21 protein-coding genes, 1 tRNA gene and 1 pseudogene are annotated in these 25,477 nt (G+C 71.4%); 13 read left to right on the top strand and 10 right to left on the bottom strand.

What is annotated here, in order from left to right; all coding sequences use genetic code 11:
• Positions 1 to 310: 310 nt before the first annotated feature.
• The 3 genes from CC117_RS30530 (at position 311) to CC117_RS30520 (ending at position 4,983) form a co-directional block, all read left to right on the top strand.
• Complete coding sequence (locus tag CC117_RS30530; protein WP_071090757.1) at positions 311 to 1,453, top strand: ABC transporter ATP-binding protein; 1,143 nt, start codon at positions 311 to 313, stop codon at positions 1,451 to 1,453.
• Complete coding sequence (locus tag CC117_RS30525) at positions 1,450 to 2,211, top strand: ABC transporter permease (RefSeq protein WP_071090755.1); 762 nt, start codon at positions 1,450 to 1,452, stop codon at positions 2,209 to 2,211. Before CC117_RS30530 ends, CC117_RS30525 begins: the two co-directional genes overlap by 4 nt.
• Positions 2,212 to 2,433: 222 nt before the next feature.
• The gene (locus CC117_RS30520; protein ID WP_241830568.1) at positions 2,434 to 4,983 is read left to right on the top strand and encodes an FUSC family protein; all 2,550 of its coding nucleotides are present in this window, start codon (positions 2,434 to 2,436) and stop codon (positions 4,981 to 4,983) included.
• Here the strand turns inward: CC117_RS30520 and CC117_RS30515 are convergent.
• Complete coding sequence (locus tag CC117_RS30515; protein WP_198542042.1) at positions 4,914 to 5,387, bottom strand: hypothetical protein; 474 nt, start codon at positions 5,385 to 5,387, stop codon at positions 4,914 to 4,916. The two genes, CC117_RS30520 and CC117_RS30515, sit on opposite strands and share 70 nt — an antisense overlap.
• Positions 5,388 to 5,736: 349 nt before the next feature.
• Here CC117_RS30515 and CC117_RS30510 point away from each other — a divergent pair, with 349 nt between their 5' ends.
• The 4 genes and pseudogenes from CC117_RS30510 (at position 5,737) to CC117_RS30495 (ending at position 7,740) form a co-directional block, all read left to right on the top strand.
• A complete protein-coding gene (locus CC117_RS30510) occupies positions 5,737 to 6,219 on the top strand; it encodes a GNAT family N-acetyltransferase (protein ID WP_071090749.1) in 483 nt (160 codons plus the stop codon).
• Positions 6,220 to 6,347: 128 nt separating this feature from the next.
• Positions 6,348 to 6,535: pseudogene (locus tag CC117_RS40755) on the top strand (tyrosine-type recombinase/integrase); the annotation flags it as partial.
• Positions 6,536 to 6,687: 152 nt separating this feature from the next.
• Positions 6,688 to 6,776, top strand: a tRNA-Ser gene (locus CC117_RS30500).
• A gap of 397 nt (positions 6,777 to 7,173) precedes the next feature.
• Complete coding sequence (locus CC117_RS30495) at positions 7,174 to 7,740, top strand: SRPBCC family protein (protein ID WP_241830567.1); 567 nt, start codon at positions 7,174 to 7,176, stop codon at positions 7,738 to 7,740.
• A gap of 159 nt (positions 7,741 to 7,899) precedes the next feature.
• Here the strand turns inward: CC117_RS30495 and CC117_RS30490 are convergent, their stop codons facing one another.
• The gene (locus CC117_RS30490; protein WP_071091189.1) at positions 7,900 to 8,736 is read right to left on the bottom strand and encodes an SAM-dependent methyltransferase; all 837 of its coding nucleotides are present in this window, start codon (positions 8,734 to 8,736) and stop codon (positions 7,900 to 7,902) included.
• A 990-nt stretch (positions 8,737 to 9,726) separates the two neighbouring features.
• Between CC117_RS30490 and CC117_RS40925 the strand changes: the two genes are divergently transcribed.
• Together CC117_RS40925 and CC117_RS30480 are read left to right on the top strand one after the other, a co-directional pair.
• Entirely contained in the window at positions 9,727 to 10,152 is a 426-nt protein-coding gene (locus CC117_RS40925) for an FDXHR family putative zinc-binding protein (RefSeq protein ID WP_456320358.1), read from the top strand.
• Positions 10,153 to 10,279: 127 nt separating this feature from the next.
• Positions 10,280 to 11,278: a hypothetical protein gene (locus CC117_RS30480; RefSeq protein ID WP_241830565.1), complete on the top strand. Its 999-nt coding sequence runs from the start codon at positions 10,280 to 10,282 to the stop codon at positions 11,276 to 11,278.
• 86 nt (positions 11,279 to 11,364) lie between these two features.
• On the opposite strand, the gene CC117_RS30475 is transcribed toward CC117_RS30480, so the two are convergent.
• The 4 genes from CC117_RS30475 to CC117_RS30460 all read right to left on the bottom strand — a co-directional run bounded on the left by CC117_RS30475 (position 11,365) and on the right by CC117_RS30460 (position 15,125).
• Positions 11,365 to 11,763, bottom strand: coding sequence for a DUF3817 domain-containing protein (locus CC117_RS30475; protein WP_084133040.1), 399 nt, complete (start codon positions 11,761 to 11,763; stop codon positions 11,365 to 11,367).
• Positions 11,760 to 12,200 (bottom strand): hypothetical protein, encoded by a 441-nt coding sequence (locus CC117_RS30470; RefSeq protein WP_071090736.1) that lies wholly within the window; start codon positions 12,198 to 12,200, stop codon positions 11,760 to 11,762. Before CC117_RS30470 ends, CC117_RS30475 begins: the two co-directional genes overlap by 4 nt.
• Before the next feature lie 630 nt (positions 12,201 to 12,830).
• Positions 12,831 to 14,264 carry a hypothetical protein gene (locus CC117_RS37685; protein WP_071090734.1) on the bottom strand — a complete coding sequence of 478 codons (1,434 nt, stop codon included), beginning with the start codon at positions 14,262 to 14,264 and terminating at the stop codon, positions 12,831 to 12,833.
• 144 nt (positions 14,265 to 14,408) lie between these two features.
• Positions 14,409 to 15,125 carry a SigE family RNA polymerase sigma factor gene (locus CC117_RS30460; protein ID WP_071090729.1) on the bottom strand — a complete coding sequence of 239 codons (717 nt, stop codon included), beginning with the start codon at positions 15,123 to 15,125 and terminating at the stop codon, positions 14,409 to 14,411.
• 981 nt (positions 15,126 to 16,106) lie between these two features.
• Here CC117_RS30460 and CC117_RS30455 point away from each other — a divergent pair.
• Positions 16,107 to 17,099, top strand: coding sequence for an NAD(P)H-quinone oxidoreductase (locus CC117_RS30455; protein WP_407673616.1), 993 nt, complete (start codon positions 16,107 to 16,109; stop codon positions 17,097 to 17,099).
• Between the two features lie 70 nt (positions 17,100 to 17,169).
• On the top strand, positions 17,170 to 17,739 hold the full coding sequence (locus tag CC117_RS30450; RefSeq protein WP_084133062.1) for a bacterial proteasome activator family protein: 570 nt from the start codon (positions 17,170 to 17,172) through the stop codon (positions 17,737 to 17,739).
• An 87-nt stretch (positions 17,740 to 17,826) separates the two neighbouring features.
• Here the strand turns inward: CC117_RS30450 and CC117_RS30445 are convergent, their stop codons facing one another.
• The 3 genes from CC117_RS30445 to CC117_RS30435 form a co-directional block, all read right to left on the bottom strand.
• A complete protein-coding gene (locus CC117_RS30445; protein ID WP_071090726.1) occupies positions 17,827 to 19,380 on the bottom strand; it encodes a metallopeptidase TldD-related protein in 1,554 nt (517 codons plus the stop codon).
• Positions 19,377 to 20,948 (bottom strand): TldD/PmbA family protein, encoded by a 1,572-nt coding sequence (locus tag CC117_RS30440; RefSeq protein ID WP_071090723.1) that lies wholly within the window; start codon positions 20,946 to 20,948, stop codon positions 19,377 to 19,379. Before CC117_RS30440 ends, CC117_RS30445 begins: the two co-directional genes overlap by 4 nt.
• A gap of 72 nt (positions 20,949 to 21,020) precedes the next feature.
• Positions 21,021 to 22,154, bottom strand: a complete 1,134-nt coding sequence (locus CC117_RS30435) for a hypothetical protein (RefSeq protein WP_071090719.1) — start codon at positions 22,152 to 22,154, stop codon at positions 21,021 to 21,023.
• Positions 22,155 to 22,747: 593 nt separating this feature from the next.
• Between CC117_RS30435 and CC117_RS30430 the strand changes: the two genes are divergently transcribed.
• Positions 22,748 to 22,948: a hypothetical protein gene (locus tag CC117_RS30430; RefSeq protein WP_071090716.1), complete on the top strand. Its 201-nt coding sequence runs from the start codon at positions 22,748 to 22,750 to the stop codon at positions 22,946 to 22,948.
• Between the two features lie 711 nt (positions 22,949 to 23,659).
• A complete protein-coding gene (locus tag CC117_RS30420) occupies positions 23,660 to 24,568 on the top strand; it encodes a helix-turn-helix domain-containing protein (protein ID WP_071090711.1) in 909 nt (302 codons plus the stop codon).
• A 16-nt stretch (positions 24,569 to 24,584) separates the two neighbouring features.
• Here the strand turns inward: CC117_RS30420 and CC117_RS30415 are convergent, their stop codons facing one another.
• A complete protein-coding gene (locus CC117_RS30415) occupies positions 24,585 to 25,391 on the bottom strand; it encodes a Cof-type HAD-IIB family hydrolase (RefSeq protein WP_071090708.1) in 807 nt (268 codons plus the stop codon).
• Positions 25,392 to 25,477: the final 86 nt, after the last annotated feature.

The raw sequence follows: 25,477 nt of genomic DNA, 5'->3' as shown, positions 1-25,477 counted from the left end.
CGGGCCCCGTGCCCGGCCGCCGGCCAGATCATGCCAGTGGGCGCCTCGGCGCGTCCGAGCGATATTCCGGCTGACCGTACCCTGGCCTCGGGGGACAGCCCGATGGCCAACGAGTTCCGTCCCGTGTGTACTGGACGGGATTTGTTCAGGCGGCGACCGGAAACATGTGGCCTGTCGGGCTCCCGACAGGCCACATGTCTTTCGGTGACCCCCATGCTCCGGAAGTGTCGGCTGGCGATGCAACCATCTGGTCAGCGGCGGCGGGCAGACGGGGCCGCCGGAGCCCGACTCGGATCATGAGAGGAGCGTGATGATCGAGGCACGCGGGCTGACGAAGCGCTACGGGCGGACCACAGCGGTCAACGCCCTGACATTCAGTGTTCAGCCCGGCAAGGTGACCGGTTTTCTCGGCCCCAACGGCGCCGGGAAGTCGACGACAATGCGGATGATTCTCGGGCTCGACCACCCCTCGGCCGGCGACGTCCGCATCGGCGGCCGCCGCTACGCGGATCTCAAGGAGCCGCTGCGTGAGGTGGGCGCGCTGCTGGAGGCGAAATGGGTGCACCCAAATCGCTCGGCGCGGTCGCACCTGCGCTGGATGGCGGCGTCCAACCGCATTCCGGCGAAGCGGGTCGACGAGGTGCTGGAGATCGTCGGCCTCACCGGCGTCGCCGGACGCCGGGCCGGGGGCTATTCGCTCGGTATGGCCCAGCGCCTGGGCATCGCGGTCGCGCTGCTGGGCGACCCCGGAGTCCTTCTCTTTGACGAGCCCGTGAACGGTCTCGACCCGGAGGGCATTCTCTGGATCCGCCAGTTCATGCATCGGCTGGCGCACGAGGGCCGCACGGTGTTCGTTTCCAGTCATCTGCTTTCCGAGATGGCGCTGACGGCGCAGGAACTCATCGTCATCGGCCGCGGTCGGCTCATCGCCCAGACCAGCACCAAGAGCTTCATCGAGTCGGCCTCCGACTCCTCGGTGCGAGTGCGCGGGCCTGAGCTGGCCCGTCTCTACGGCGTGCTGACCGGGCAGGGCCTGGCAGTTCAGGAGGCTCCGGCCACCGAGGACTCCCCGGCGGCGCTGATCGTCCGGGGCACCTCCACGGAGCAGGTCGGCGAGCTGGCGGGCACGGTCGGCCTGGTGCTGCACGAGCTCACCGAGTCCCGCGGCTCCCTGGAACAGGCTTTCATCCAGATGACCGGTGGGGACGTCGAGTACCAGGCCGGCGGCCACACCGCGGCCGGTCCTGCGCCCGGCGTGCCAGGCGGTCCGGGTGGTCCGGGCGGGCCATCGGCGGCCTTCCCGCCGCCGGGTGCCGTGCCACCGCCCGGTTCCGGCACCGGCCCGGTGCCGCCGGGTCCAGTCACCCCTGGGGCTTCCGGAGGCCCGGCCGGGGCACCCGCCCCACCTGCCCCGCAGCCCGGGGCCGAGGCCCGGAGGGCGGGTAAGCCATGACGCTGCTGACTGTCGAGCGGATCAAGCTCTTCTCCACCCGCTCGCCGTGGTGGTGCATGATCATCGCGGTGGCGCTGACCGTCGGCCTCACCGCCATCTTCAGTGCGGCGACCACATCGGACGACCTGGACAGCCTCACGCCGGCGACCACCCAGTTCGCCTACAACTTCGGGCTGGTCGTGATGATGGTGATGGCGGCGCTGGCCGTCACCACCGAGTACCGGTTCGGGACTATCCGGTCGACGTTCCTCGCCGTCCCCGGCCGCACCCCCGCGCTGCTGGCGAAGACCGTGGTCGTCGCCGGGCTCGCCGGCATCGTCGGGGAGATCACCGCGATCGCGTCCTGGGCTCTCGCGAAGGTGATCCAGCCGGACGCTCCGCTCGCGCTGGACACCAGCCAGGAGTACCGCAACGTCTTCGGTGTCGGGCTGATCTACCTGCTCGCCGCGGTCTTCGCGATCGGCCTGGCCCTGCTGATCAGGCACACGGCCGGCGCAGTCGTGATCATGCTGGTGTACCTGTTCCTCGCCGAGAGCCTGCTGCCCGTCATCCCCCGGATCGGGGATCACATCCAGGACTGGCTGCCCTTCATCGTCGGTAACAACTTCATCGTCGCGGGCCAGTCGGAGGTCAGCGACGGCCCGCCCGTCATCGAAGGGCTGCCCTTCGGCCCCTGGGGATCGTTGGTCTACTTCGCGGTGGTCTGCCTGGTTCTGCTGGCGGCCGGTCTCGTCGCCGCGAAGCGCCGGGACGCCTGAGCGGCGGCCGCCGCACCCAGGTCTGATCCACGCGCCCGAACGCTCGCCCYGGTGGGGCCGGACCATTCGTCCGGGGCGAGCGAACCGGCGGGGCGCGCATCGTGAGCTCCCAGCCGGGTAGCGCCTACCTCGATGCGACGGCGACAGTGGCGGTGGTTGCGGCGGCTCGGTTCCCGTGACCCCGGGCACTTCTGCCTCACTTCGGCGGCCCGGGTCGCGATCGTGGCGCCCGTCGTCCTGGTGGGTGCCATCGGGCTCGTCGGCAACGTGCGGATGTGCCTTTTCGCCTGGTTCGGTGTCATCGCGCTGCTCGAGTTCGTCGACTTCGAAGGCACCGGGCGGGAACGGTTGCGCGCCTACCTGATGCTCACGGCGAGCGGTGCGCTGCTGATCGTGCTGGGCACACTCTGCTCGCAGGCACTGGTGCTGGCGGCCGTTGCCTCGGCGGTTGTTTCCTTCGTCGTCATGTTCGCCGGTGTTCTCAACCCCTATGTCGCGGTTGCGGGCCGCTCCGCTCTGCTCGCGTTCGTGCTGTCAGTGATGACGCCCGGCCCGCTCACGGCGATCCCGGAACGCCTGGCCGGGTGGGGGCTCGGCGCCGCAGGGTCGATCGTCGCCGTGCTGGTGCTGTGGCCGCGCCGCCCACCCGACCGGCTGCGTGCCAACATCGCCGCCGCCTCCCGGGCCCTCGCCGACGGTGTGACCTGGCCGCCCGCCGCCAGCCGGGAGCCTGCCGCCAGCCGGGAGCCTGCCGCCAGCCGGGAGCACGCCGGCGCGGACACCGACGCTGACGAGACGGCGCGGGTCTGGACGGAACTGCTGCGGCTGCGGCGGGAGTTCGCCGCGACGGCCCACCGCCCGACCGGGCTAGGCGGACGGGCCGCGGCACTCGGCTACGTCTTCATCGACCTCAACTGGCTGCTCCCGTTCGCGTTGCCCTGGCCCGAGCGGGACCGGACCGCTCGGACCTGCTTTCCCGCCGAGGCCGCCGAGGTCCACGACGCGGTCGCGGCGACGCTGCGCGCGGTCGCGACCAGGATCGAGCCCTCGCGGTACCACCGGCACGGACTCCGGCACAGATCCCGGGACGGGCCCCGGCCCGGTGACGCCCGCCAGACCGACGACCGCCTCGGGATGGCCCGGCTGGAACGGTCCGAACGGGCCATGCGCGTGGCACTCCTGCGATACCTCAGGAGCCAGGACGTCCCCGCGTCCCCGGCGCGGGCTCCCTGCGCCGACCATCCCGGCGAGCCGGGGGCGTCCGCTGCGGCCGGCGTGCGTGGGCACAGCCCCCCGGCGCTCGCAGCCGCGGAGGCGTTCCGCCTTCGCCGGCTGGCTCGGGGCACCCGTGACCTGGCCCTGAACGTTCTGAAGGCCACCGCTCCCAGCCGCCGTCCAGGCCGGGTGCCTGGCAGCCTGCCCGCGACGGAGCTGGCCCGGCTGCGGAGCTGGGCCCGGGAGCGAGGAAGCGTGGCGACCGATCTCGCCGTCGGCTACGCCAGCACCCGTTCGGTGTGGTTCCGCAACAGTGTGCGAAAGGCCCTGGGGATCGCGCTCGCGGTGGTCATCGCCCAGGTGATCGGTGTCGACCACGCGTTCTGGGTGGTCCTGGGGACCCTGTCCGTGCTGCGCACCAACGCGATGGCGACCACCTCGGCCGCCCTGCGGGCGCTGGCGGGCACCGTGATCGGCATTGCGGCGGGCGGCCTTGTCGTCATCGTCGCCGGCGACACGACCGCAGGCCTGTGGGCGTTGCTCCCGCCTGCTGTCTTCCTCGGGAGCTACGCGCGTCGGCTGGGCGCCTTCGCGCTCGGGCAGGCCGGCTTCACGGTCACGGTGATCCTGCTGTTCAACATCGTGGAGCCGGAGGGATGGCGGATCGGGATCGTCCGGATCGAGGATGTGATCATCGGGTTCGCCGTCAGCGTTGCGGCCGGTGCGCTGCTGTGGCCCCGTGGCGCGGTCGCCGTCCTGCGGACCCGGGCCCAGGCCGCGTACCTGAGCGCCGTGCATTCCCTCGTGCTCGCCGCCTCCAACCTGCCCCACGAACAGCGGCAACCCGGCCGGACGCCGGACGAGGCGGCCCGCGTCGCCCGCAGCGCCGTCCGCGCCGGGCGTCTCCTCGACGACGCCGTGCGGCACTTCCTCGTCGAGGACCCGCCGGAGCGGTTCGACATCGACGCCCTGATGATGATCGTCGCCGGCGCCCAGCGCATTCGCCGCACGGCCCAGCTGCTGCGACAGGGGGACGTCCCCTGGCCCGCCGACCTGCCGGAGATCGACAGGAGCACCGCGTTCGGTGCTGCCTTCCCGGCAGCCCGCGCCGCCCTCTCCCAGGACATCGAAGGCCTGTGCTTCTGGTACCGCCGTTTCGCGGACGCCCTCGGCACCGCCGGCCGACCACCGGCCCCCGACCTGACCCCGGGCAGGGGCGGCCCGGCGGGTCTGGCCCTGCTGCGAAGCACTGACGCGGGTGGCACCGACACGGGGCCCGGGGCCGCGAGGTCCGGGAGCACGGGCCCCGGGACCGGCCCGAGGCCGGAGACGATCGCCGGCATCGCGCTCGCCGCCCGCGCGGCCTACATCGACATCCTGCGGGGCATCGAGCCGATGATGACGGCCGCCGCGCTCGCACTCGAACGGCCCGCCGGCGATGACGTGGACGGCCTGTGGTCCTCCGGCGGCCCGGGACCCACAGGGGGTCAGGCGCCGGACCCCCAGCAGTCACGGCCGGCCCCGGTGCGCTCGTCCGCCTTCATCCGAGCCTCGTGAACATGCCGGTGCCCGCCGACGAGCTGACCGCGCACCCGCTCCTCCGCCGTCACGAAGGGCCGGTAGTACAGCGCGTCGTATTCCTCGACGATCTGGAAGGTCCACCTGCCGTCCAGGACATTGCGCCCGTGCAGCTCCTTCCGGACCTCGGCGGCAACACGCTCGTGGCCGGCCTCACGCAGTGCGTCGAGTGCCTCGCCCAGAATGATGTCGGCACGCCCGGAAAGATGATGGAACGAGTACAGCGCACCGCGGGCCCGTTCCACCCACTCCAGAGCCTCGCTCAGCTTGCCGGTGGCAACCGCGGTCGCGTCGTCGACCTCCGGGACAGTCCGGCCGTCGCCGTCGGACGCCGCGGCGTCCGACCGGTTCGTGTTGTGCGGGACGTCGCTTCTGGTCACCATCTCGGCGTGCCCTCCGCCGCACAGCGGCAATCCAATCGCCACCGGCCCCGCCGGCGTGTGGCCCTCCTGGCCTCGGGAACTGACCTGGTGCGCACCATCCGCTGATGTCCGCCAGCGTCCGTGGCCGTCCGCTGCTGTGGCTGTCAACTGGGCCGTCAGCCCGGCCGTCAGCGCTGGACCCGCGACCTGGTCGACCCACGGACTGAGCGATCATCGATGGTGCGCGCAGCCGGCCGGGGGTCGGGCCTGGGCGCCGTTTCGCCGTCAACCATCGAAGGTTCGGCTTGCGTGACGTTATAGGACAAGGAAAATCGATTGACTGAACCACCGCGCCAGGCAGACCGAGTCTGTGGATCTGGTGATACGGCCGCTGATCACCGCAGACGTGGACGAGGTGGTTGCGTTCTCGGTGGATGCATGGGGCCCGGTGTTCGCGTCGGTCGAGCAGGTACTCGGACGTGCCGTATTTCTCCAGGTTTATCCGGACTGGCTCATGTCTCATGCCGAGTTTGTGCGCGGGGTCTGTCTGGGGGGTAAGGCCAGAGTCTGGGTCGCGGACGTCGACGGACACCCCGTCGGTTTCGTCGCTGTCATCATTGATCTGGAGTCGAGCAGTGGTGAGATTGAGATAATCGGCGTCGACCCGCGTCATCAACGGAAGGGCATCGGGAATGCCTTGATGACGCAAGCCGTTGATCACATCCGAAGATCCGGGTGCGGCGTTGCCGTGGTCGCCACCGGAGGCGACCCGGGCCATGCACCCGCGCGAGCTACCTACGAAAGCGCCGGCTTCACGGCACTGCCCCTGGTCCGGTACCACAAAAGCCTCTGAGACAACCGTCCGAGACAGGCGCCGTCGCTGTCTCGGACGGCGGCTCGGGCACCGCTGCGGCTCTGGCCTGAACCATCTCTTTCGGCCAGTGCCTGTACGGCCGACGGTGCAAGACCGACTCAGGCGACACCCCGCTCGCGCGGCGGCAGTACGGACCTGCAGCACGCGGCCGTGTCGCTGTGGCTGAATGCCGGCGTTCCGGCGACGGAGGTCGCCCGCCGGGCCAGGCGCAGCGTCGACGTCCTGTTGCGGGGTGTACGCGAACTGTGTGGACGAGCGGGACGGTTCGGCGACGATCGGACCACGGACGCACTGACGGGCTACCGCCCGCCGGCCGATCCAGGGCCCACGGGTGACGTCACGGACAGCGCCGGAGCGGGCTGTGAGATCCTGGATGCGCACCCGGCGGGCACATGGCGGGCAGACTCCGGCGAGCCGGACGTAGCCTGACGAAGTAACCGCAGGTCAGGAGGGCTCGCCTAGTGGCCGATGGCGGCGGTCTTGAAAACCGCTAAGGGGAGTGATCCTCTTCGTGGGTTCGAATCCCACGCCCTCCGCTTTGTGATGTCTCAGGACATCGACATAGCACTGAACCTGCGATCCTGGGTTCAGGGCTTCGTGCTTTTCGGGGCTGCCCCGGGGGGCTGGTCCGCGGGTCCACAAAGAACGTTGGAACCGTCGGCGCGAATGAGGTGGGTCCTGGCGGGCGAGAGTCCGGCCTCCGAGGACCCCAAAGCTGATGATCATCTGCGGCAGGCGCCGGGCGTCGACATTTCCATGATCGCCACACTGTCGGCGGTTCCGTGGCCGGCCGGGCGGCCGGCGCTTCGCCTCGGCACGATCCGCTTCGACGATGGTGGCGGACGCTCGAAGCCCGTTGCGGCAGTGTGTGTTTAGTGCCGGGCCATCGGGGATGACGGGTCAGGTCCGACCCCGGAACCGATGGGAGATGCCATGACGAGCACGGTGCAGGAGTCGATCGACGTAGCTGTTCCGATCCGGGCCGCCTATAACCAGTGGACGCAGTTCGAGTCCTTCCCGAACTTCATGGAGGGCGTGGAGTCGGTCCAGCAGTTCGACGACACGCACACGCACTGGAAGGTCCGGGTGGCCGGCGCCGAGCGGGAGTTCGACGCGACCATCACCGAGCAGCACCCGGACGAGCGGGTCGCCTGGAAGAGCACCGAGGGCCCCCAGCACTCGGGTGCGGTCACATTCCACCGCCTGGCGGACGACCAGACCCGGGTGACGGTCCAGATGGACTGGGAGCCGGCGGGTCTCGCCGAGAAGGCGGGTGCCGTCGTGGGCGCGGACGAGCGCCGGGTGAAGGGGGACCTGAAGCGGTTCAAGTCCTTCATCGAGCACCGCGGTCAGGAGACCGGAGCGTGGCGCGGTGACGTGCCGCGGCCGGATGCCGGTGGCCCCGCCGGGCTGGGCTCGCCGTCGTCATCCACGGGTGCCGCGGCCGACGCGTGGCCGAGCGGCACGGACGACCGGCGGCCCAGCGGCGGCAGCTTCTGACCTCGGGTCCGGCGGGCGGGGCGTCCAAACGCCCCAGTCGGGGGGTGTGACCGGCCGGATGTGGCTGCTGACCTGGCCTGGCCTGGGCTGGGCCAGCGGCCCCATACCGGCCGTCCCCCGTTCCTGCGGGGTGTGAGGGACCTGCCCGCCTGGGGGCGGTCACGGAATTCGGGCGATGCCCCCGTACCAGCTGACCTGAGCGTCTGTGGGCCCGTCCGGGGCGACGTCCGCACGCCAGCGGTGGACGATCTGTACCCCCGGCTCGACGAGTTCCAGTCCGTCGAAGAAACCTTCGACCTCGGCCCGGGTCCGCGTCGTGAGCGGAATGCCCCGCTGCCGGTAGATCTCGACGAGCCGTCCGGCCTCCTGCGGGGCGGCGTCCGCCGTGGCGTGGGTGAGGGYGAGGTAGCTGCCGGAGGGCATCGCGGCGAGGTAGCGGCGCAGGAGATCGGCGACCTCCGCCGGGTCGGGGAAGAAATGCAGGATCGCGATCAGCGACAGCGCGATCGGGCGGCCCAGGTCCAGAGTGCCCCGCACCTCGGCCGAACCGAGGATCCGCTCAGGTTCGCGCAGGTCGGCGTCCAGGTAGGCGGTGCGGCCCTGGGGGTTGCTGGCGAGCAGCGCGCGGGCGTGGGCGAGAACGATCGGGTCGTTGTCCGCGTAGACCACGCGTGTGTCGGCGGCGATGCTCTGGGCCACCTCGTGCAGATTGGGCGAGGTGGGGATCCCGGTGCCGATGTCCAGGAACTGGCGCAGGCCCACCTCGCCGACGAGGAACCGGGTGGCGCGGTGGACGAACGCCCGGTTCTGCTGGGCGGCGACCCGCAGGGCCGGAAAGGCCTTGAGTGCCTGCTCGGCGGCTTCCCGGTCGGGTGGGAAGTTGTCCTTGCCGCCAAGGAAGAAGTCGTACATCCGGGCGGAGTGCGGGACGTCCGTCCGCAGGTCAGTCGAACCCACCCGGTCAACCAGCCTGTCCCAGCGGATCCTCGGCTGCATGTCGGTCACGTCCCGCCCTCTCGGTCGTCGTCGGGGACTTCTGGCGCTTCGTCGCCTGGGCCCGGCTCGGCGTCTACACGTCCCGGGGTCAGGGCCTGCAGGTCAGGCCTGCGGATCTGCCGGCCCTGAGGGCCCGGGGGGGCGCTGCCAGCGCACGGATCAGACAGTCTGACTGAATTATGGTGCTTCGCCGACTTTACTGCTGCGGATTGCGAGGGATCGAGCACGCTCCGGTTCGAACCTCGGGTGTCCGAGCGGACTCGGCGCGCGCCGCCGGGGCTCACGGATCCGTCGCGACCGGCCCGGCCGCCCTGGCCGCTCTGGCCCCCGGGCGGCCTGGGGGTGGGCCCAGCTGGCTGCGGCGCCGGCCCGGGTCCGGCAGGTGGTCGCCGGCACCTGTCCTCATGGCATCTGTGGCTCTGTCACCATGGAAGCCCGGTCGCCGTCTTTGGTTCGATGTGGGCCCGAAACGCATTTTCCCTCAACCGCGTTTCGAGTTTTCAGTACTTCTCCGCAGGAAATCCGAACTGGCGGGCATCGCCTTCGTGAATCCCCGCCTTTCATGGCGGGCGCCGGATGTGCGTGGCTGGCAGGTGATACTGCCTGAATGGGTTCGGTTGGCCTGAGGCCCTGGACCGTCGTCCTGCTGGTGAGCGCGGTGAGCACGGTGAGCGCGCGTTCGGATGCCCGAACCACAGACGGCGCAGGCTGTGGGGCGGGGGAGTGGCCTGCGGGAGAGTCGGCGCGGCGCGRCCGGGGCTGGTCCCGTGACCGGCAGGGTTCGCCCGATCAGGCCGGAGCCTGCCGGGAGGTGGCCATCGCGCGCAGGCCGGTGCGCGGCCCCGCGCAGGGCTTTCTGCCCGTGAGAGACCAGGTAGGCGGGTCGCCGGACCACCTGGAAGGGCTATGGAAGGGCGGAACCAGGAAGAACTCTGAAGAGTCGACGCCCGGTTGCGTGACGCTTGTGCCGGTGTACGACAGGATGGCCGGGTGCCTCCCCGCCGCTCTGCCGGTCGGCGCGCGATCCCGACCCCGCTCGCRCCGAATACCGCCCCACGTGCCGTTTCGGTGACGCTRCCGGCCCGGTCGGGTCCGTCCACGCAGCAAGCTCTTCCACTGCCTGTCGAATCCTCGCGTCAGCCTGCGCGGTTCCGGGACCTTCCGGTCGTGGTGAGCTGTGGCGGCTGCGACTGTCGCTGGTCCGGGCTGGACGCGGCTCACTGCCGCGCCTGCCACCAGGTCTGGCCGACCGTGGTGGGCTTCGACGACCATCTGGCCGAGTGCCCGGCCGCACCCGAGATCGCGCCCAGGAAGGCGAAGCGCATTCCCGACCAGCGCCGGCGTACCCAGGACGGTGCGGAGGTGCAGGCCGAGCCGCCAGCTGGAGCCGCGCGCGAAGAGTGGAACGTCGCCTGAGCGAGGGCTCCCGGCCGCTCGTGAGCGGACGCCGCTGATCCGTGCCCGGAGGTCGTTGCGCTCATTGAGCGCAACCACTCGGTGATCGGGTGCGCAAGCTGCTACGGTCCGGCGCGGGAACGCGCTCGTGCGTTCCGTGACAGCGGGCTCGGGGCGGGAGGACGGCATGACCGTGTGCGGGCTGCTGCGGCTGGACGGGGCGGATGTCCGCCGCTCCGAGCTGACCGGGATGCTCGCGGCGTCCTCGATCGGGCTGCCCGCGGCGCGCCAGGTGCACCTTGACGGGTCGTTCGGTGTCGTGGCGGCTGCCAACGACGCGACCGAGCCGATGCCTCCCGTGCTGGTGGAGCCGTCCGGGCTGGTCATCGTGATCGCCGACCACGGCACAGGTGGGCGGGTGGTCTCCGTCAGTCGGGCCGGCGACGGCCACGCAGGCACCCGCACGGGTCATCCGCTCCACGTGGGCCGGCTCGACCGACCGGTCCGGCCACGCGGGACGGGTCAGCCGGCCGGAGTCGTCCGTGTCACCGGCCCGATCGAGGCAGTCGGTTCCGCGCGCCGGTCCGAGGCGGGGCGGCTGGGGGCGGGATCGGTGACGGCGCTGCGCCCCGTGCAGTCACGGCGCCCGGTGCCGTCGAGCCATCCGGGCAACGACATCCATCCGGGCAACGACATCCGTCCTGACCACCCGCACGACGTCGCAGACGACGCCGGCCAGGTCCGGGACATGGGCCAGCTCGGTGCCGTCGAGGACGCCTGGCGGGCGCGGGCGGAGGACGGGGCAGAAGACCGCAACGCGCGGGCCGCAGCCGCGCTCCTGCGGGCCTACCGGGCCGCCGGGCACCGTGCGCTCGGCACGCTGGGCGAGCACCTGCTGGCGATCGTCTGGGAACCGGCCCGGCGGCGGCTGATCGTCAGCCGAGGTGGACGACGCGCCGACGACCTGGTGATCTGGTCCGACGGCAGATACTTCGCCTTCGGCGTGGAGCAGGCCCAGGTGCTCGCGGCGGGCCCCCTGGGAACCGGCCGCCCACGCCGGCTCGCGGCCGGCGAGACGCTGCCCGTCACAGTTGCCACCAGGCTGCGCCGGCCGCCCGCCGCGGAGTTCAGCGGCCCGCGGAGCTGATCCCGGCGCGAGGCCGGGAAGGCGGCCACCGGGTGGGCCCACCGGCGCGCAGCGGTTCCAGCACCACGACGGTGACCCCGGCGCGTCTAGTGCCCGGGTCGCCCCTGGCCCGTACCGGGGGCGGTGGGAGCCGTGCCCAGGCTGGCGCGCACGATCGCCGCCACCTTCCGCTCCGCGACGAAGGACAGAAAGGGGATCGTTCCGGCGAGCATGACCAGGATGGTGCGCTTGGGCGGGAAGCCGCAGCGGGTCGCCAGGTCGAACGTCGCCGCCAGATAGATCATGTAGAGCAGGCCGTGGAACGGGCCGATCGTCGACACCACGGACGGCTCGTCCGCCAGGTACTTGAGCGGCATGCCCACGACCACCAGCGCGATCAGCACGACGCCGACCACGTAGGCGATGATCCGGTAGCGCAGCAGAGAGGCGCGGACGGCTGCGGGTGCCGACCTGGAGCTCGCGGCGGCGCTGGAGGATGCCGTCACCGGTGGGCCCCCTTGGTGTCGTTCCGGCTGTCGTTCCCGGGGTCGTTGCCCGAGGCCGCGGCGTCGCGCTCGTAGAGCGAGGCGAGATACCGGTTGTAGGCCGCGAGCTCGCGGTCCTCGTCGGTTTCCGGCGCGTCGTCCGGAACGCTGATCATGACGGGGGCCTCCGGCGCGATGCGCCCGCCCTGGCCCCACTGGGGCCCGGTGTCGTCGGGATCGCGCGGGCGGAGATCCTCGGAGACCATCCGCCACCACCAGTAGACGACGAACGCCGCGAAGATCGGCCACTCGACCCCGTAGAAGAGGTTCTGCAGGCTGCCGTGTTCGGATTCGCCCTTGGTCCACTGCCAGATGCCCATGCGCATGAAGAGCAGCACCAGGCCGAGCGCGAGGGCATGGCGGGCGAGCCACGATGGGCGGAACAGGATCCTGCGCACGGAGCTGACGGTACCTGGCGGGTTGCGTGAGGGGGTAGGCCGGCGATCCGGACGTGGTGGACATCCATGATCCCGCGGCGGCGCCGTTCGGACGTCGAAGTGCCGGCAGCGCGCGTTTCCGGGGGCTGGCAGAAAGGGGTGGGAGGGTCCGTGAACGGGGAGGGCAGCCCTCCCACCGGCTGTGGGGCGTCGCGACGGCACACAGAAGGACACCGTTGCCGGTGGAAGTGTGAGGTGTGCGATCTCGCCACCCGGTGCGGGCGTGAGCCCGGCGGGGCTGCGGTGCTTGGTTCGGCCCGCCCGCCCGGCTGGGGGGGGTTAGCGGGGTCGGGCGGGCCGGAACGACCACCGCAACCTGGCGCGGTGTACGGCGGTGCGTTCATATGTCCAGTCGCCCGGCACCCCGTCCAGGTTGCCGCCAATCCCGAGTTTTTTTGTCGTTGTCGTTCGGGAGTTGATTGATCGTCCGGAATGGTGTTCCTGATGGTTTCGGTGCGGTGCGGTGCGGTGCGGTGCGGTGCGGTGCGGTGCGGTGCGGTGCGGTGCGGTGCGGTGCGGTGCGGGGACGGTGGGGTGACCGGCGCCGCGGGGTGGTGGACGCGGTGGCGTGGTTGGCGCCGTGGCCCGGTCTCAGTAAAGGACGGCTGCGGCGAGGGTGAGCGGTTCGCTGCCGACGATCGTGACGGACGTCGGGCCGTCTGCCCGGGGGAGCTGCACGGACACCACGGCATCGGCGGCGCCGTGTCGACCGCTCAGTGCCACCCGGTGGAACGCGGCGTCCCGCCCCTCGCCGACGACCACGGTGACACTCCCGGCCGCCGAGCCCAGGTAGATGTCGAGGTGGCGAGGCTCGGACGTCCGGTCCACCTCCAGGCCGACACGTGACGTGATGAGGCGGTCGTTGTCCCTGGAGCCCGAGGCGACGGGTTGACCGCCTGTCCAGGAGAAGGGGTTCGAGAAGCCGCCGGCTCCGGCGCCGGCTGAGATGCGGGACGTCCCGATCCGTGCCCGGGGTGCCGCCGCGCGGGTCTGCACCCCGCCCTCGTCGAAGAGGACCCAGTCGAGGCAGCCGGCGGTCGGCAGGTTGATCTGGTCGGTGCGCCCGAACGGCCGGGCCGAGGCACTGCTGGGGCCGGGTTCGTGCCGCCCGTCGCCGCGGTCCGGGCTGACGGCGGCCGGGCCCTGGCCGCCGCGGTCGCCGTATCGCCTGCCGCGGGGGCCATCCTCGGCCTCGTTGCCGGATCCGCGCCCGTCCTGGTCGCGTGCCCAGCCGTGACCGCCGGGCTCGCCCCTGCCCGAACCTGACCCGTCACCGCGCTCCGGTCCGGCATCTGGTCCGGCATCTGGTCCGGCATCTGGGCCGGCATCTGGGCCCGAGCCGGCGGGCGGCCCGTCCTGGGGAGTCGGCCCACCGCTGCCGGGTGCTCCGGACGGCCCGGGGCCGGCGTGGGTGCCGGGAGGCGGCGGACTGTCGGCGGTGCTTCCGCCCGCTGTCGGGCCGGGCGGGCTCTGCGACGGGGACGACGAGCCGTCGGCCTGGTCCGGCGCTGGCTCCGCGCCGTCCGGGCGGAGGGAGCTGTCCGGCGGCTCCGGGCCCCGCGCGGTTGCCGGATGCGAGGCCGCCGTCACGGTGCCGAGGTCAGTGCCGCCACCGCTGAGCATGCCGTTGAGCAGGAGCAGCGCAGCCAGGGCGGCGGTGCTGGCACCGACGAGCAGTGGCACGCGCGCGCGCTGGGGGCGGCGGCCGGTGGGGCGCCGTCTCCGTAGGGCGCGACGGCCACGGGTGACGTCATCCGGCGCTGTGTCGACAGGGACAGCGATCCCTGAACGGCTCGTGGCGGGGACGGAACGGGGCGCGAGGCCGCCGACCGGCGTGGTGGGGACGCCGGCGGCCAGCAGGCGGGCACGGATCCGTTCCGTGTCCGGAGTGTGATTCGCCTGTTCCTCGGCCAGCAGCGCCCGCAGCGGGCCGGTGAAATCGTCGGCGGATGGCGGCGTGCCGCGGTGATCGTCTCCCGCCGCCCCGCGGCCTGGTGAGCGTCTGCTCCAACGACTCCGGATCATGGCAGGCCCATTATGCGACTTCTGGGAGCTTCGGGCGTCCCTGCGTGGCCGTGCCCGCCCACTCATGCGCCGACCTCCCAGCGCCGATGCCGGCGACCTGGCCGGGAGCGGCGCGGTCGCGGGCAGACAGCTGCCCGAGTGCCCTCAGCTCTCACTGCCACGGAGCCGGCCGTGTGCCTCGCCGTCCCGAAGCCGGTGCAGCGCGGACCGGGTAGCGGCCGCGGGGTCACCCGCTCCGGCGGGACGCCGTCGTGAACGTGAAGCGACGGCGCGGCGTGTGCCCGGTTTGTGGGCTGGCGGCGCGGCCTGTTCCCGTCGGCGGGTCGCCCCCGCCGGAATGTCGGGCGGAACCAGGTCCGGACAGGTGCCGAGCAGGCGCTCGAGCTCGACCACCGCCTTGGACGTCTGGCTCTTGACGGTGCCGGTGGAGATGCCCAGGACCCGGGCGGTCTCCGCCTCGGACAGGTCGAAGGCATAGCGCAGGACCACGCAGGCCCGCTTCCGCACGGGCAGCGCCATCAACGCGGCCCGCAGGTCGACGGCGGCGGTCAGGTCGCCGCCGTCGGTCGCGTGCCCGGAGCTGTCGGCGAGCATGCCGAGCATGGTCATGCCGCGCCGCTCCCGGATCACCCGACGCAGCCTGCTGGTCGCGAGATTCGCGACGATGCGCCGTACATAGGCGATAGGACTGTCCGCCGCGCTGACCCTGTCCCATCGGGACCACGCGGCCGTCAACGCGTCGGCGGTCAGGTCGTCGGCGACGTCGTGGTCGCCGGTCAGCAGGTAGGCGAACCGGGCAAGTTCCCGATGGTGGCTGGCGAAGAAGTCCTGGAACTCGGCGGCTCCTCGGTCTTCTGCCATGGGCCGGCCCTGCGCCAGTTGGTCCTCCAACACCGGATCCAGAAACGAGGAGTCCGGATCCAGAAGCGAGGAGTAAGGACTGCCTGTTCCCAGTCGGGCGGGATGGGCATCAATTTTGGTGCCGCTGTCCACGCTCACCCGGCACACTCCCCCGGCTGGTTTCGGTGATCTCGTGTGTCACGGTGGTCCGGCGGCGGAAACGCGCTCCCCGACAGACACGGCCGAGGCCGGGTCAACGGGCGTCGCATCACCGCACACTGGACGGTACTCCGTGTCAGAAGTATTGCGAAAGGGGTACAACGGGACTAAATCGCATCGATCTGAAGCCGCTGTCTGGTTCCCGGACAATCGGACCCAAGCATGACGGCCCGGACGCCCAGGGGCTCGGCGTCAGGTGCACGGCGGGGCTGAGGCACGGCGCTGAGGCACGGCGGGGCTGAGGCACGGCGGCGCCGGCCGGCGCCGCGCGTGCGGCGTGGCACGGAAGCGGCGGCCCGGCAGCCGGCCAACCGCGGCGATGTTCCCCGCCCGGGGATCCGGGGTAGGCGAGTCCTATGCCCCCACTGACTGAAGCAACGTCGCCTGACCCGACGCGGGGACCGGCGTCGGGTCAGGCGCGGCCCGCCACGAGGCCGGCGGCCCCCGCGGCGTTGGCCGGCGCGGCCCCCGCCGCTCCGGGGCCTGCCCCAGGGGCACCGTCCGAGGCAGCCACGTCCGCGGCGGGTGCGTCCCCGCGCCGCTCCGATCCGCCCCCCCTCGATCCGGACGCACCGATCCCCGATGATCCCGGCCCGCTGCTTCCCGACAGCCCTGATCTGCCCCCGGCGCCGCACGAGCCGTCGCCGTTCACGCCGCCGGCGCCCGAACGCCCTGAGCCGGAACCCGAACCCGTCTGACGGAGCCCGAACCCGTCTGACGGAGCGTGGCCGGGTGCCCGCGCCCGACGGAGTGCGGGGCCGGGCTCGCCGTACAGTGGCACTCGTGCATGCGGTGACGGTGAGCGCGCCCGGTGGCCCTGACGTCATGAGCTGGGCGGAGGTGCCGGACCTGCCGGCGCCCGGTCCCGGCGAGGTCACACTCGACGTCGTGGCCACTGCGGTGAACCGTGCCGATCTGCTGCAGCGCCAGGGCTTCTACCCGCCACCGCCGGGCGTCAGCGACACCATCGGCCTGGAGTGCTCGGGTCGGGTCCGTGCGGTGGGCAGCGGCGTCACGGAGTACGCCCCGGGCGACGAGGTGTGCGCCCTGCTCGCCGGCGGCGGGTATGCGAGCCAGGTCACCGTGCCGGCCGGGCAGCTGCTCCCCGTGCCCGGGGGAGTGAGCCTTCTGCACGCCGCCGGCCTTCCGGAGGTGGCCTGCACCGTGTACTCGACGGTCTTCGAGCGGGCCGCTCTGGCGGACGGCGAGGTCTTCCTGGTCCACGGCGGCGCGTCCGGCATCGGGACGTTCGCGATCCAGGCCGTGCGGGCGCTGCGACCCGCCGCTGTGATCGCGACGACCGCGKGCAGCCCGGAGAAGCTGGCACGCTGCCGGGAGCTGGGCGCCGACATCACGGTCTCCTATCGTGACGAGGACTTCGTCGACCGTGTCCGGGAGGCCACTGACGGACACGGGGCGGACGTCATCCTGGACAACATGGGGGCGTCCTACCTGGAGCGCAACGTCTCGCTGCTCGCCGCGGACGGCCGCCTCGTCGTGATCGGGCTGCAGGGCGGAACCAAGGGCACCCTGAACCTGTCGGCGCTGCTGCCCAAGCGGGCCAGCGTGCAYGCGCTTTCCCTGCGGGCCCGCCCGGCGGAGCAGAAGGCGCGGATCGTGGCGGGTGTCCGTGAGAAGTTCTGGCCGGCCGTTGCGCAGGGGCGCATCCAGCCGGTGATCGACTGTGTCCTGCCCATCTCGAATGTCGTCGAGGCTCACCGGCTGGTGGAAGGCCTCGGCCACGTGGGCAAGGTCATCCTGGAGGTCGGCGGCTGAGCTGGTGTCCGCCCCGGCGCCGTGCGACGGCCAGGCCACGCCGGTGGACTCGTGCGATCAGAAGGGCAGGATGGACGGCATGACAGACCAACCGAAACCCCGCATCGTCGTTGTCGGCCCGGACGGCGCGCTGCAGGAGGTTCGCGGCGCGGTCGGTGCACCGATCGCACCCGCCACGGAAGCCGGCGCGGACGCCGAGAGCTCGGGAGAGGTCAAGAACCCCTTCGCTGACATGGTGTCCCAGCCCGACAAGGTGATGCGCATCGGCACCATGATCAAGCAGTTGTTGGACGAGGTGCGGGCAGCACCGCTCGACGATGCCAGCCGCAACCGGCTCCGCCAGATCCATCAGAGTTCGATCATCGAGCTCTCGGACGGGCTCGCGCCGGAGCTGCGCGAGGAGCTCGCCCGGCTCTCGCTGCCGTTCGACGAGAACGCCACCCCGTCCGACGGGGAACTGCGGATCGCGCAGGCGCAGCTGGTCGGCTGGCTCGAGGGGCTTTTCCACGGGCTGCAGACCGCACTGTTCGCGCAGCAGATGGCGGCACGCGCACAGCTCGAGGAGATGCGCCGCCGCGCGCTCCCGAGCGGGCAGCAGCCGGCGAACAGCGGAGAGCCCTTCGGCGGCACCTACCTGTAGGCAGGTAGCCGGGCGCGCCTCCGGCCAGGCGTCCCAGCCCCGGGGCGGGTGTCGCGGGCCGGCGGCGACCGGCCCGCGACACCCGGTTCAGCTCGCCGGGCTCACCGAGCTCATGTTGAAGTCCGGGATCCGCAGCGCGGGCATGCGGGCCAGGGTGAACCAGTCGGCCCACTCGCGGGGCAGCGTCCGTTCGGTGGCACTGATCTGCGCCGCGCGCCCCAGCAGGTCGACCGGGGACTCGTTGAACCGGAAGTTGTTCACCGCGCCGACGACCTCGCCGTTCTCGACCAGGAAGACGCCGTCCCGGGTGAGGCCGGTGAGCAGGAGCACCTCCGGGTCCACCTCGCGGATGTACCACAGGCAGGTCAGGAGCAGGCCGCGTCCGGTCGAGGCGATCATGTCCTCGAGGCTGGCGGTACCGCCGCCGTCGAGCAGCAGGTTGTTGACGAACGGAGTCACCGCCGCGCTCCCGCCCGCCCCGCCTGGGCTGGCGCTGCCGTCGGCGCTCGGGCCGGTGGTGCGGGCGGACGCACGGGTCTGCACCAGTGCGTTGAGACGTCCGTCAAGGATCCAGTCGGTCGGCCCCAACGGCAGGCCGTTGTCGAAGACGCTCGAGGTGGCGGAGGCACCGGTGGCGGTGACGAACGGCGTGGTGGCCAGATCCGCGGCGCCCGGGTCGCTCCACAACCGCAGGCCGGCCGGGCCGATCGACTCGCCCACCCGCGTCCCGCCGCCGGCCCGGCTGAACACGGTGCGCCCCTCGGCCGCGTCCCGCCCGGCGGCCGACCAGTACAGGTTGACCATGAGATCCGCGACGGCGGACGGTGGCAGCAGCGTCTCGTACCGGCCGGCCGGAAGGTCCAGGGACCGGTTGCACCAGGCGAGCCGGGCCCGCAGCTGCGCGTCGGTCGCGGCGACGTCCACGTCGGTGAAGTCGTGGGTGGACTGGCCGTGCCACACGGAGCCGCCGGGAGCGCTGCTCTTGGCGTTCCACTCCACCGAGCCGGTGGGCTGGCTGTGCCGCAGGCGCAGCCCGGTCGAGGTGCCGAGCCAGGTGGTGGTGAGGTCGTGCTCGGCGAAGCCGAACAGGCGGCGGTTCTCCGCCCGCGCCGACTCGAAGATCTTGGCCAGGTCACGCGCGAACGCCGTGAACACCGCGCTGCTGGTCCGCTCGGCGGGGTCGGTGAAGGACCTGGAGGCCAGGGCCGCGGCAGTCGGGGGGAGCAGGTCGCTGTAGTCCTCGGCGTCGTCCGATTCGCGGGCGGCGGCCTCCGAGGCCCGGACCAGCGCCTCCAGCCCGGCCAGGTCACCGGCCGCACCCGCGTCACCGGCCGCGGGCCCACCGGAGCCACCGGAGCCACCGGTGTCACCAGCCACCCGGGCGGCGCCCGGCCCGTCCACGGTGGAGGTGGTGCGCACGCCGAAGGAACGCCCGACGATGCTGATCACCGTCACCGAGCGGTCGCGCGCGGCGCCGTTCGTGGTGAGGGTGTTGTTGGCCCACCGCAGGTTGACCGTGCTCGTCTCGCTGGCGATGACGACCGCCCCGTCCGCGCGGGAGAGCTCCAGCGCCCGCTCGACGATCTCGTGCGAAGCCCGGATCCCGCGAGCCGTCCTCGTCACCGGGAAACCTCCGCTCATCGCCCGCCCTCACGGCGGGTGTTCAGGATGTTGACACTGCGGAACAGGGCCGAGGGACAGCCGTGGCTGACCGCGGCGACCTGGCCGGGCTGGCCCTTGCCGCAGTTGAACGCCCCGCCCAGCACGTAGGTCTGCGGGCCGCCGACAGCCTCCAGCGAGCCCCAGAAGTCGGTGGTGGTCGCCTGGTAGGCCAGGTMGCGGAGCTGGCCGACGAGCTGTCCCTTGCGGATCTCGTAGAAGCGCTGCCCGGTGAACTGGAAGTTGTACCGCTGCATGTCGATCGACCAGCTCCGGTCACCGACGACGTAGATCCCGTGGTCCACCCGACTGATCAGCTCCTCGGTGGACGGGCCGCCGGGCGCGGGCAGCAGCGATACGTTCGCCATCCGCTGGATCGGCACATGGCCGGGGGAGTCCGCGAACGCGCAGCCGTTCGACCGGTCCACCCCGAGCACGGCCGCGTTCTGGGCGGCCATCCGCCGGTCGAGCTGGTAGCCGACGAGGACCCCGTTCCGGACGATGTCCCACTGGCCGGTCCGTACCCCCTCGTCGTCGTAGCCGATGGTGGCGAGGCCGTGGGGGGCGGTCCGGTCGCCGGTCACCGTCATGGCCGGGGAGCCGTAGCGCAGCGAGCCGAGCTGGTCGAGGGTGGCGAAGGACGTCCCGGCGTACGCGGCCTCGTAGCCGAGCGCGCGGTCGAGCTCGGTGGCGTGCCCGACGGACTCGTGGATCGTCAGCCACAGGTTCGACGGGTCGATGACCAGGTCGTAGCGGCCCGGCTCGACCGAGGACGCCTTCGCCTTCTCGGCCAGCAACGACGGGATCAGGTCGATCTCGGACTCCCAGTCCCAGCAGCCCGCGGCGGGTCCGCCGACCATCCACTCCCAGCCGCGGCCGACCGGCGGGGCGATGGTGCGCATCGTCTCGAAGCCGCCCGCCGGGTCGACCCGCGTCGCCTCGATCTGGCAGAGCACCCGGACCCGCTGCTGGCTGGTGTCGGTGCCGGCGAGATCGGCGTAGTACTTGTTCTCCATGACGGCCTCGAACCGACCGTCCACGTGGTCGACGTCCTGGGCTGCGTACAGCGTCCGGCACAGGCCGCCGACCCGATCGACCTGCTCCCGCGGGTCGATCATGAACGGGTCCGCGGCATAGGCGGAGACCCAGGTGGCGCCGGTGTGAACGGGTTCGCCGGCCAGTTCCACCGGCTCGGAGTTGAGCGGCGCGGCCACCTTCGCCATGGCCACCGCCTCACGGGCCACCCGGACGGCCTCGTCCGCCGTCAGGTCGACCCCGGCAGCGAACCCCCAGGTCCCGCCGTGCACGACCCGGACGGCGAAGCCCGCGGTGACGCCGTCAGAGCGGCTCTCCAGCCCGGCGTCGCGGAAGGACAGCCCGGACTCCTTGAGCCGCTCGACGCGAATGTCGGCGTGGCTGGCACCGAGGTCGCGTGCGGTCTGCAGTGCGGCGTCCGTGAGAGTCGCGGTGGGAAGCGCGCGGAACTCCTCGTCGATGTCGTGCGGCGGCAGGGGCGGTGCGGCCGGATGACCGGGAACGGAAGTCGCCATGTCCCTATCCTCGCCTGCCCGCGGATCAACCGCGCCGCGGCGTGCATCCACGCACGGTGGCGCGTCGCCGGATCAGCTCCGCAGGCGAGGCCGGCCGGGCGGGTGCTCGCCGGGCTGGCGGCGGGCCGGGCGGGGATGCGGGCCGTCGTCGCCCAGGTCGGGAGACGGAGGAACCGGTGGCCGCGGCGGGATCCGCACGCGGTGTTTCGCCACTGGCGCGCGGGGGCGCTCCCGGTCCTGGTCCGCGGTGCCGCTACCACTGCCGGCGTCGCGGTCGGTGCCGGTGTCGTCGGCAGCGGCGCGCGATGCCGGCTGGCTGGACGCTGGCCGGTCGGCCCGGACCCCCACGACCGCCCACCGGTCTTCGGCCTCGCGGACGGCTGCCACCAGGGTCTCCATGCGCGTGGCCGGCTCCCGCCCGCCGAAGAGATCCAACATGTTTGTTAGTGCGCAAACGAAGTGACGGGTGTCCGGCGCCAGCATGTCGACCTTGGCGGGACGTCCGGGCCGATGCCTGACGGCGCTCAGGTAGAGGCGCGTGACCCGGCCGATGCGCGCGTTCAGGTTCTCGAGAATCGGCTCGTCCCAGGACCGTCGGGAACCGTGGGGGAGGACGACGAGCGCCTCGCCCTCCCGGCCTTCCTGCGGGTCGAACGCGTCCGGCCAGCCGTCGTCGTCGGCCGGCCCGGCATAGGTCGCCACGTCGTCGAGAACCGTGATGATCGTGGGCTGGTCATCGACCTGGCGGCGCGGCGTGGGCAGTGGTGTGTGGGTCCAGCGCGCGGCGGTCGGGTCCGGTCGGGTCCGGGTGCCGCCGCCGCCCGCGGCCGGCCCGGCGCTCCGCCGTTCGTACCGGCGGGCCCACAGCGCCCAGACCGCGGTGCCGAGCAGAACGAGTACCACGCCCAGCACCGTCAGCACGAGAGAGCCACCGTCGAGATCATCGCCCGGAGCCCGCTCGGCGAGATGCTCCGGCGGGACGCCCAGCGGGGCGGCGCTGCCGCCCGTCGCTGCCCCGACGGGTTCGCGGGCGGCGAGCTCTCCGACGCCGGCCGCGCCGGCAAGGAGCAGGGTGACCACAACGAAGAGGAAGGCGGCGCGGAACTTCCGGAGTCGGGCGGTGAGCACGGTGAGCGCCACACCGAGGAGAACCGCTACTCCGACCGAGAGGACGGGGTGCGGCCCGTTGAAGGCGAGCACGTTCATTCCTGTTCTCCCCCGCACGGTTTGTCGAGGGATGTGACCTGGTGGACCAGCGCCAGCGGGTAGCCCGCTATGTCATCCTCTGGGGGCTTTGCGTGACCCGGTCCGATGCGACCCGGCATGGGTGGAGAGGTCGGTGCGCGGGACGCCCCCCGCGGCTCCATGCAGCGTCGTCTCGCGGACTGCCGCGCCCCCGTGTCCGTCATCCGATGCACCTCCTAGGGTGCGGGAGGATCTGTGGAACGCCCTGGTAGTTTCGCCAGGGGTCTGCGAATCRTCACTCCTGCCGACCTGAATCACAAGGTCTTTTGGGCGAATAATCCTTGATCTTTGCCGGATCACGTCTAAAGTCGATATTCGACTACGCTCGGATGTCGTATGATCACTCTTTGTGTATGACATCTTTTGTTTGGCGCATTTGATTCATCGTAATCGGTGAATCTTTTGCATATCTGTATTCGGGGGCGGCGCGGGTGACTTTATGGTCTACTCGCCCTGACTCCCCCACGCGAGAACGGCGCTGCTGTTCGCTGGAGCCCGGTGGCGCCTGTCTGBGACCGGCCGGTGGTCGGGAAAACAGAAAAGAGGTCACCGCGATGCGCCTGACGCCCCTGACCGTCAGCTGCAACACCAATGGATGCCCGGCCGTCTTCCTGAGCGACTCGGGTTCGATCGTGGTTCAGGGTGATCACGTGGACCGGCCGCCGGCCGCCGCCCGTCTCTCGCCGGGGGAGGCCCTCGTCGTGATCCCGCGGGAGCTTTTGCTGGAGGCGGTGCGCCACCTCGACGCGCTGTGACCGGGCAGACCCTTCGCGCGAACCCGCCGTGTTCGCAAAATGTGTCATACATCACATTTCCGCGGCCCGTTGCCTGTGTCGAGAGCGATGGTGGATCTCGTGGCTGAGGCGGCGAGCGGAGATCGTGCGGGAGTCGCGGTGCGACCCTCCCGGCGGGTTTGGTCGCCTCGTCGTCCTGACCTGGTTCCTGGTGTTCGTTACAAAATGATCCTGCCGCGATCACGGAACGTGTTTCATTGTCGTCGTGTCGCGGCCTGCCCTGCTGTCGGGCGCCTGATGCCGCGACTATATTCGGTCGCCTACGGGCCCTAGTCCCGAGTAATTCGGCTGGCTGCCCGCATAATGCCCCTGATTCGGGCTAACATCCGTGGCGGCCGGCGGTTCATCGAGCTGACAGTCAGGAGTCACGGAGCAATGGAGCTCACCCCGTTGGTCGGCATGGCCTGCCACGGGTCGGGATGCCCGACGGTATACACCACCGAGGGTACCGACCTGGTTGTGCAGGGTTACATAGTCCCGGATCAGCGCGGAGCCGGCGAGGTGCCGGAAGGTGAGACTCTGGTGCGGATTCCCCTTCAGCTGCTCGTTGCCGCCATGCGGAAGCTGCCTGCCGACGGTTAGCCGCCTGTCAACAGGGGGTGCGGCCACCGACGGCCTCGCCCACCCGGCCGGTAGCTGAYTCGATGCACGGACCGTACCGAGGTATCAGCGATGGACAACGTGCCCGGCCTGTCACATGGTCACGACGAGGACGTCCGTGAGGATGGCCCGTCGGCGGTCAGCATCGGCCAGGCCCTGGGTACCCTGCGGCGGGAACGCGGGCTGACCGGGGAGGCCCTCGGCGCCAAGGTCGATATGAGCCAGGCGAAGATCTCCAAGCTGGAGCGCGGCCAGCTCACGCCGACCCCGGCGGACGTCGAACGCATCGCCAGGGCGTTGGGCATGTCCGAAAGCGCGTATCGCGAGCTGGTCACGGACGCGGAGCGGCTGCAGGCGTCCGTCGGCCGACGGGGCGGGAGGCGCCGGACCGGCGCAGTCGGTCAGCTCGACTACTTCGCCGAGGAGGGGCGGGCGAGGGAGCTGCGCAGCTACGAGCCGGTGGCCGTGCCCGGTCTCTTACAGATCAGTGAGTACACCCGCCGCCTCGTGAGCGGTTATCTCGCGATCCAGCATGCGGAAGACRCCAGCGAGGAGGAGTGGAACACCCGCACCGCGGCCACGGTGTCGCTGCGGGCGCAGCGACAGGAACGGCTGTACGAACCCCAGCGGACATTTGACTTCGTCATCATGGAGTCCGTACTGAGTAATCGTTTTGCGCTGCCGGCGTACATGCTGGCGCAGATCGACCGTATCGAGAAGGTCGCAGAGCTCGACAATGTCATGGTGCGGGTGGTGCCGCGGACGGTCGAGCTGCGATTTCCGCCGGCCCATGGTTTCACCCTGCTGGACGACCGGATGGTCCTGCTCGAGTCGGTCGAGGCGACGATGGTGCGTGAGCGACGCACGGTGGACTTCTATCGTCGGGTACACGACTACTTCGTGGCGAACTCCGAGTCCGACCTGGAACCGATCCTCGCCGAGTACAAGATCCTGTATGCGGACCTCGCCCGGCCCCGATGAGCGCGTCAGGGGAGTGTCAGGGGAAGAGGCGCTCCAGGACGAGCGCGACGCCGTCCTCGTCATTCGACGAGGTGATCTCGTGGGCGGCGGCGAGGACGTCCGGGTGGGCGTTCGAGACCGCCACCGCATGTCCGGCCCACGCGAACATGGGCAGGTCGTTCGGCATGTCCCCGAACGCGACGACCTGCGCCGGCCGGATTCCGAGGTCCTCCGCGAGCCTGGCCAGAGCCACCGCCTTCGACACTCCCGGCCCGGCGATCTCGATCAGGTCGGCGCTCGACATCGTCACCGCCGCCTCCGTCCCGGCGAGTTCGACGATCGTGTCGTAGACGTCGACCATCGACGCGCCGCCGCGGCGGACCAGGAGCTTCGCCGTGGGCAGGCATTCGAGGAGCTCGCGGAAGCTGGCGACCATCTCCTCCGGATCGGGCCACATGGTGCTGAAATCGGGTTCGCGCCCGAACCGCATGCCGCTTTCCACCGCAAAGGCGACCCCTGGGACCATTTCCCGGATCGCGCCCGCGAGTTTCACCGCGGCCGCGGACTCCAGGATCGTCTCCCGCACCGGCACGCAGGTGTCGAGGTCGTAGACGAGCGCCCCGTTGGCGCAGATGGCCAGGCCGGACGCCGCCGTCTGGCGCACGATGTCGGCCATGACGCGGGTGGGACGGCCGGTGACGAACACGACGGTGGCGCCGGCGCCTTCAACACGGCGCAAGGCGTCCCTGGTTCGGTCCGAGACGGTGCCGTCACTACGGATCAGGGTTCCGTCCAGGTCGGTGGCGACGAGCGCAGGCCGGGACACAAGTAATGAGTGAACCATTGGTGGGGATGGGACACCATCGCCCAGGAGGCCCAGGGGGTGTCGTCCTCCGGTCGCCCCATGCGCAACGGTGATCAGCGGGGGCT

Origin of the sequence: Parafrankia colletiae, from assembly GCF_001854655.1 — a bacterium.
GTDB classification, from domain to species: Bacteria; Actinomycetota; Actinomycetes; order Frankiales; family Frankiaceae; genus Parafrankia; species Parafrankia colletiae.
This window is presented reverse-complemented; position numbering and strand designations above follow the sequence as displayed.